Here is a 7043-nt window from a genome sequence, read left to right as displayed (position 1 = left end):
CTGCTTCTGCTTCTGCTTCTGCTTCTGCTTCTGCTTCTGCTTCTGCTTCTGCTTCTGCTTCTGCTTCTGCTTCTGCTGGGAAAGTATAATTGCATTCGATTAGTCGTTGACGAGCTATGTCCCGTTCTTCATCAGTAAATAAATCTTTATACTCACTATCTAAAATAAGAGCTTCCATTGACAAATCCAAACGCCCTTCTTCCCATAATCTACTCAAGCCGGATTGGTCCTTACCTCTGAGTAAATTCTTTGCTACAACCACACCATTTTGACGTGAGAGCATTTGGTAAAATCCTGTAGGATTGTACTTAGTCTCTCGTTTAGTTTTCAGACATGTATCAAGTAAGGCTTTATGAAATTTAAAGCTAAGGTCCATTATGACAGCCCCTTGGTATATAAGAGTGAATGTATATATTCCGGCAAATAGTCCCAATTACCTACAACATTCGTACGAGTTAATCCGACACAAAACGACAAAACCTCCTGATCAGTGTTCAAGAGGCATAGTAGTAATTTTGAAAAAGACTGTTTATAAAAATGGAATCTAACATCCAGCTACCTTTAGTGTTGTTTTAGATATTCGCAGAGTAATGCTTCATCGATTACTACGCACTTTCTTCCCAAATATAGTTGGTCTATTAATTTCAAACTGATGAATCAGTTCTTCTCCAAAAATGCTTATTGATTGTTCCCAGGGATGCCCTAAGTATCCCCACTTAAAATCTATATTCAAAAAGAAGTAATAGTCACCATCTGGGAAAAACCCTATCCTTCCACTTGCATTACCCTTCTCTAAATGCGGATTGTAGAGGTAGGATTCGTGTTGCCAATCAAGTGCGTAGATATATTCATCAGCCCCAGTCACCGCTCTAAGGCATTTAATACAATTCTCCTCAAGATCATCAATATTGTCATCCGTATATTCAGTAATATCAAAAGTAACAAAAGGAATCGGTAAACGATAGGAAGGCCAATCATTGCTATGGATACTTGGTTTGAATTTGAAATCCCTATAAAATTTATCCCAAACCATTCGATATTGCTCATCCGACAATGAAATCCAATTGTCCATTTTACATCTCCTTTGGATTAAGTCTTGATCCATTCATCTATTCCTGCTAGAACGTCTTTCAAGGTCCAATTAATTTCAGTCGAAGTTGATCTTCAAAATTATACATTGTTTTCTGAATGGAAAAAAGTCTCAGCATTTGGTAAAATACCACAAAAGAACGCATGTTCCTACGAGGTGATCTGATGAAATTGTCCTACTCTCCTACCCCGCTTGAAACCTGGATAAGTCACTTTTACAAACAGCTAGGGATTAATACACCTGAGGAACTAGACGAACAACGCATAGCGCGTTCTTTAAACATCCATCTTTTATATAAAGAAATCCCATCAATGGCATATGAACTCGGCCGTTTCAAGAGTATCACCATAGACAAAAGGCTCCCCTCTTCAATTCAAAGGGAGCATTTTTATCATGAGCTATGCCATATCCTTCGTCATGCTGGCCGACAAATTATTATGCCTGCGGCATTTCGTGAGCTACAGGAATGGGATGCAACCAATTTCACGAGGTATGCTGCATTGCCCATACATATGCTTTCTAGTATTGAATTTAGTCATCCAGGTATCATTGACTATCTATCTTCGCAGTTTGGTGTAACTCCTGAATTATGCGAAATCCGATTGTACAGGATTCGTGAAAGAATTCTAAACTCTGCTGTGTAAATTAATAAACGAAGAAACTATATACTATATTCAACAAGACATTTTACCTTCTTTCGACATAATGTGACTGCTTTTGCAATGGTTCTATATTACCATTTACATATGTTTACATTATCGTTTGAAAGGATTGTTTCTGAATGACAATATTTCAGGCAGTAACTCCTTTTATTAAAGGAAACAATAGTAACTTGCTTCCCCCTCAAATAGCAGCTTACGAAGCAGTCCACTCCCACTACCAAGAGTTCTCTGATCATAAATATCGAGAAGTTCTCGTAGTAATGCCAACCGGCTCAGGAAAAACAGGTCTCATGTCATTACTCCCGTTTCAAATAAGCAAAGGAAGAGTCCTAATAATTGCTCCTGGTAAAATCGTTAGAAAAACGATATTTCAAGAGTTTGATTCAATTAGTAATCCTGAAAAAACTTTTTGGTATAAACGGAAGGTGATTTTTGACAGAAAATTATTCCCAAAAAGTTACCTATATAGAGGATTTAACCCTAAGAATGACGGAGAAAAAGAGCAAACCCTTCAAAAACTAAAGATGTCTGACATCGTTATTACAAACGTTCAAAAGATTACAGGTAGTAGTGAAAATGTGTCCTTAATCAATCTTTTGGATAGGGATTTCTTTGACATGATAATAATCGATGAAGCTCACCATTCGGCAGCCCCTATGTGGCAAGAGACTTTATCCCATTTCAATGCAACTAAGATTGTAAAACTAACGGCCACACCTTTTAGAGGAGATGGTTTAGATATTACCGAAAATCCTCGAAATCCGATCTTTGAATATTCACTAGGAGAGGCTATTCTAGATGGACTAGTAAAGGATGTTGTAAAGGAAGAAGAAGTACCGGGCACTGTCGAATTCGTAGACAATGAATCCGGACAAACGTATAGTCTGAAGCAGGCACGTGCTATTTTAGGTGACGATTGGGTTAACAGAAGTGTAGCAATGTCTGAAAGTTGCTCTAAAGCAGTTATAAAATTAACTAAAGAAATTTTACTTGAGAAGAGGAATAGCTACCCTGCTCATCAAGTATTAGCAGTTGCCTGCCACGATCAGCACGCGAAAGATCTAACAAAGTGGTTCAATGAAGAAGGCCTAACTGCTACATATGTTAGTAGTCATTTATCTGATAAAGAAAATGAAATACGAATTAATGATTATTGTAATGGGGCATATGATGTCATAATTAATATTCAAATGCTCGGTGAGGGTTTTGACAACCCGAATACTTCCATAATATCGATATTCAGACCTTTTAAAACACTATCTCCATATGCCCAAGTTATTGGTCGAGGTTTAAGGAAAATAAGAGAGGAAAATACAACTGAACTTGAGAATTACTGTAATGTAGTTTATCATCAGGAACTCGACTTACAACGACTATGGCATTACTACAAAACTCAAAAGCGATACGCCGAATTAAAACGTGAGCAGTATGAACAAATAGAACTATTTGATTTCAGTGAATTGGGTATGATCGAAAAAACACCTGACAGATTTGTTCCAGATCGTACCGAGGAACCAGAACCTAAATTAGAACTACAAGTCGTTGGAAGTGTTAGCACATACCACTCTGGAGGTACTGGGAACCAAGATTCATTTTCTCAAAGCGGCTATAGTTCATACCAAGAAGCACGTGCCAGAATTATTAAAGATGAAGAAGAGAAATTGTTAAATGAATTAGATAAGTATCAAAAGTTATTTGATAATAAGTTGATTGATGAAGAAGAATATAACATCCTGAAAGAAAAAGCTGAATCGACTCGTCAAAATAAGTGGAATAAATTTAATGATGACTATAAAATGTACATTTTTTCAGAAAAGCTTCGTGACGAGTTTAAAATTTGGTTTAACAACGAACTTGAGAAATTCTTCAGAGCATCTAAATTACAAAAGGTTGGTTTTGAGCTTTTTCTCGACAGTGGTCAATTTCAGGAAAAAGTAAACAATGTAGGATATATTGTGAAAAATCTTTATAAATCGTTATACGATCAAACTAGAAAGCATAATAGTTTATACACCCCGAACGACTTTCGAATAGCTAAAGATTCTACAATTCAAAAATTCAATTTTTACTTAGAGCAATACGGCGTTGATGAGGAGGAACTATAGTGATAACCAAAGTAAGAAACGATTTTATTTATGTTGGGAACCATTATCTTGACATTTTCAGTTCAAATATTCAACAAGGAGGAGCTATCGAATCAATGTGTGTCTCTGAAGATGCTGATAATAGAACAAGATATGTTGAGATTGTAACCACATATTCAGATGACATACGCACGATAGAGAATTTGACCTACATAAATGAGATGCTAGATAAGTGGGTAATTAGTATCAATAATTCAAATGCTGAAACAGTATTCGATCGTGAGAACTTTTATTCATTGTATACAAGAATTTAAAAGCCCGGATGGGCTTTTATTTCCCCCTTCAACACGAACGTATATTCTTGTTTAATAATCCCTAATGAGGTGACCTTTCTTGACTCGACTCGCTATTTATGCTCGTACAAGTTCAGACGATCAAGCTGAAAGAGGTACCATCGAGAATCAACTAGAGTTTGCCCGCAAATATGCCGATCTCCACCAGCTTGAGGTAGTCAAATGGTACAAAGATGATGGAGTAACCGGTACCTTGCCCTTAGATGCACGCCCTGCTGGCCGTGAACTCTTACAAGATGCTAAAAACGGAGAGATTGATCTTCTTCTCATCTACCGCTTAGACCGTCTTGGACGATCGGCCAGAATCATCCTGAATTCCGTTCACGAGCTGGAAAGTGACGGTGTGAAAATCCGATCAATGACAGAGCCGTTTGATACAGGTGACCCATCCGGACGCTTCCTACTAACCATTCTAGCTGGTGTGGCAGACTTAGAGCGTGAGACTATCATAGAACGTCTCTGGTACGGCGCAAACCGGGCTGCACGCGCTGGCAAATGGCTCGGTGGTATCATCCCATATGGATATCGTGTCAATAGTGAAAGCTATCTAGAAGTATGCGACGATTTACTCCCTAACACGGATATGACCGAATCCGGTGTAGTACGATTGATTTTTCACATGCTTGCGAATAAGGGCCACTCTTGCATTAAAGTGGCGGATTACTTGAATGCTCTTGGGGTCCCTCCCTCTTACGTAAAGGATGATCGGAAAATAACTCGAGGGAAACGAAAAGAGAATACAGCGGGAATATGGCGCCCTGCTCGGATTCGAGGAATTATTACGAATCCAACCTACAAAGGCATACACGAATATGGCAAACGGAGTACTAGACAGCGTGAAGTAATCGAGCGTGAAGTCCCTGCCATCGTGGATGTAGAAACCTGGGAGAAAGCACAACAAGTGCTTAGAGACAACCAATTAGAAGCTGTACGCAATACCAAAAATAGTTATCTACTCCGCAGTTTGATGAAATGCCAATGTTGTGGATTAACATATGTAGGTATTCACTACTACCGTAGCAACCGTACGTTGAAAGGCTACTATGTATGTACGGGAAAACAGTCATACAAAGGTCCGATGCAGGGAAAGTGTAAGTCAAAAAATTTACCCCAGGATTGGATCGAGGATCTCGTATGGCAAGATTGTCTGGCCTTTATTAACCAACCTGGAGAAGCACTACAAGAGATTGCTGCTGCGATGGAAGTTAAGGAATCTGAAAAGAGTGATCTAGAATCGGAAGCCACCCTAATCCAGAATAGTATTGACGACAAAGATGTCGAGCGTCAGAGCATCCTAGACCTCTTCCGAAAAAACATTATTACCTTTACTGATTTAGAGAAGCAAATCCAAAAGATTAACTATGAGAAGGATGTTCTTGAGCAGCGTTTAAAAGAAATCCGAAGCTCTCTAAAAGTTGACCGTGATTTTTCGACCAAGATCACGAATGCATTTCAATTGCTAACCACACTTAGAAACAAGCTAGATGACAATCCTTCATTTGAAACGAGGCGTGAAATTGTTAAGGCATTGGTTGAGCGCATTCAAGTTCATTCCTTTCAAGACGAATACAGGAAACGGCCGCGCGCTACAATCACCGTGAAGTACAGTTTTTCCAAGGATATTATCTACAGGGACAGGGATTGCACGATCCAATGAGCAGAAAGCGAGAGGGAAACGTAAACACTTGCTTCGCTCGCCCAATCGTAACGATCCCTGCCTCGATCGGCTGACGCAATACCTCGAGCACATGACGCGAAAACTCTGGCATCTCGTCCAAAAAGAGAATTCCGCCGTGGGACAAGCTGCACTCCCCTGGTCGCGGGATTTGAGGGCCACCGCCGATCAGTGCCGTCGCTGTTATCGTGTGGTGTGGAGAGCGGAATGGGCGTTCCTCGATGAGTCCGCCCGCTCTTGTTAAGTGTCCGGCAATGCTGTATATTTTCGTCACTTCATAGGACTCTTCTGTTGTCATCTGTGGCATGATGCCCGGTAAGCATGTGGCCAGCAGCGTTTTTCCAGAGCCTGGAGGACCGACTAAGATAACGTTGTGAAAGCCGGCGGCAGCAATTTCTAACCCGCGTTTTACAAAATGCTGTCCGTATACATCCGCGAAATCTGCGGTGTTGCTTTGTTTGTCGGATCGGTGCAGGTTTACCGCGCTAGGTTCATCCTCATTGTGAGGCACTAGTCCGTTTGTCCAATATTGAACCGCTTCTTTCACGGAAGTGGCTGGCAACACAAGTAAGTCCACGAGTCTAGCTTCGGCAGCGTTTTGCTCAGGAAGGATCACATGAGTAAAGCCCCCAGCTTTTGCTTCCAGCAGGATTGGTAGCACGCCGGTAACTGGTCGTAGGCTGCCATCCAATGCGAGTTCACCTAAGATGAGTACTCTTTCTGATCGCGGGGAAAGTTGCTTGGATGCGAGGAGAATGCCAAAAGCAATTGCGAGGTCAAAGCCTGAGCCTTCCTTGCGTTGATCTGCGGGAGCCAGGTTTACCGTGATGCGTTGCATGGGGTAATCAAAGCCTGCATTGCGCAGGGCTGCACGGACACGGTCTCTCGCTTCTTTTACTGCAGAACCACCGAGACCGACCAAATCGAACTGAGGCAGTCCGTTTGCGATATCTGTTTCTACGGTAACGACCATGCCATCTATACCAAATACCGTGCCAGAGTAGCTGGATGCGTACATATCTCTTCCCCCTTTTTTCATAGGGTAGGATAAGATAGTGGGGGTGGGCAAGTTTTGTTGGGGGAGGTTAGCGTGAAGAAATTTAGATGAAAGAAACGATACTTCAAAAAATTACTTGCACGTGCTGCTAATTATCGTTTAGAACTTACAGAAGACTCCTG

General features: G+C 40.8%; 6 protein-coding genes and 1 pseudogene. 4 read left to right on the top strand and 3 right to left on the bottom strand.

Annotation, left to right across the window (positions count from 1 at the left end):
- The coding region (locus tag SB752_RS29340; protein ID WP_410718993.1) for a hypothetical protein at positions 1–376 on the bottom strand (376 nt) is incomplete at its 3' end.
- 219 nt (positions 377–595) lie between these two features.
- Positions 596–1072, bottom strand: coding sequence for a DUF2716 domain-containing protein (locus SB752_RS29335; RefSeq protein WP_410718992.1), 477 nt, complete (start codon positions 1070–1072; stop codon positions 596–598).
- A gap of 182 nt (positions 1073–1254) precedes the next feature.
- On the opposite strand from SB752_RS29335, the gene SB752_RS29330 reads away from it, so the two are divergent.
- The 4 genes from SB752_RS29330 to SB752_RS29315 all read left to right on the top strand — a co-directional run bounded on the left by SB752_RS29330 (position 1255) and on the right by SB752_RS29315 (position 5846).
- A complete protein-coding gene (locus SB752_RS29330; protein ID WP_410718991.1) occupies positions 1255–1734 on the top strand; it encodes an ImmA/IrrE family metallo-endopeptidase in 480 nt (159 codons plus the stop codon).
- Between the two features lie 137 nt (positions 1735–1871).
- Complete coding sequence (locus tag SB752_RS29325) at positions 1872–3857, top strand: DEAD/DEAH box helicase (RefSeq protein ID WP_410718990.1); 1986 nt, start codon at positions 1872–1874, stop codon at positions 3855–3857.
- Positions 3857–4150, top strand: a complete 294-nt coding sequence (locus SB752_RS29320) for a hypothetical protein (RefSeq protein ID WP_410718989.1) — start codon at positions 3857–3859, stop codon at positions 4148–4150. Before SB752_RS29325 ends, SB752_RS29320 begins: the two co-directional genes overlap by 1 nt.
- A 79-nt stretch (positions 4151–4229) precedes the next feature.
- Positions 4230–5846, top strand: coding sequence for a recombinase family protein (locus tag SB752_RS29315; protein WP_410718988.1), 1617 nt, complete (start codon positions 4230–4232; stop codon positions 5844–5846).
- Here the strand turns inward: SB752_RS29315 and SB752_RS29310 are convergent.
- Positions 5818–6882: pseudogene (locus SB752_RS29310) on the bottom strand (YifB family Mg chelatase-like AAA ATPase); the annotation flags it as partial. The gene SB752_RS29315 and the pseudogene SB752_RS29310 overlap by 29 nt on opposite strands.
- Positions 6883–7043 lie beyond the last annotated feature (161 nt).

The sequence above is a fragment of the Brevibacillus sp. SIMBA_040 genome (assembly GCF_046535075.1).
GTDB lineage: Bacteria > Bacillota > Bacilli > Brevibacillales > Brevibacillaceae > Brevibacillus.
The sequence above is the reverse complement of the archived record's forward strand: the minus strand, read 5'-3'. Positions and strand labels throughout refer to the sequence as shown.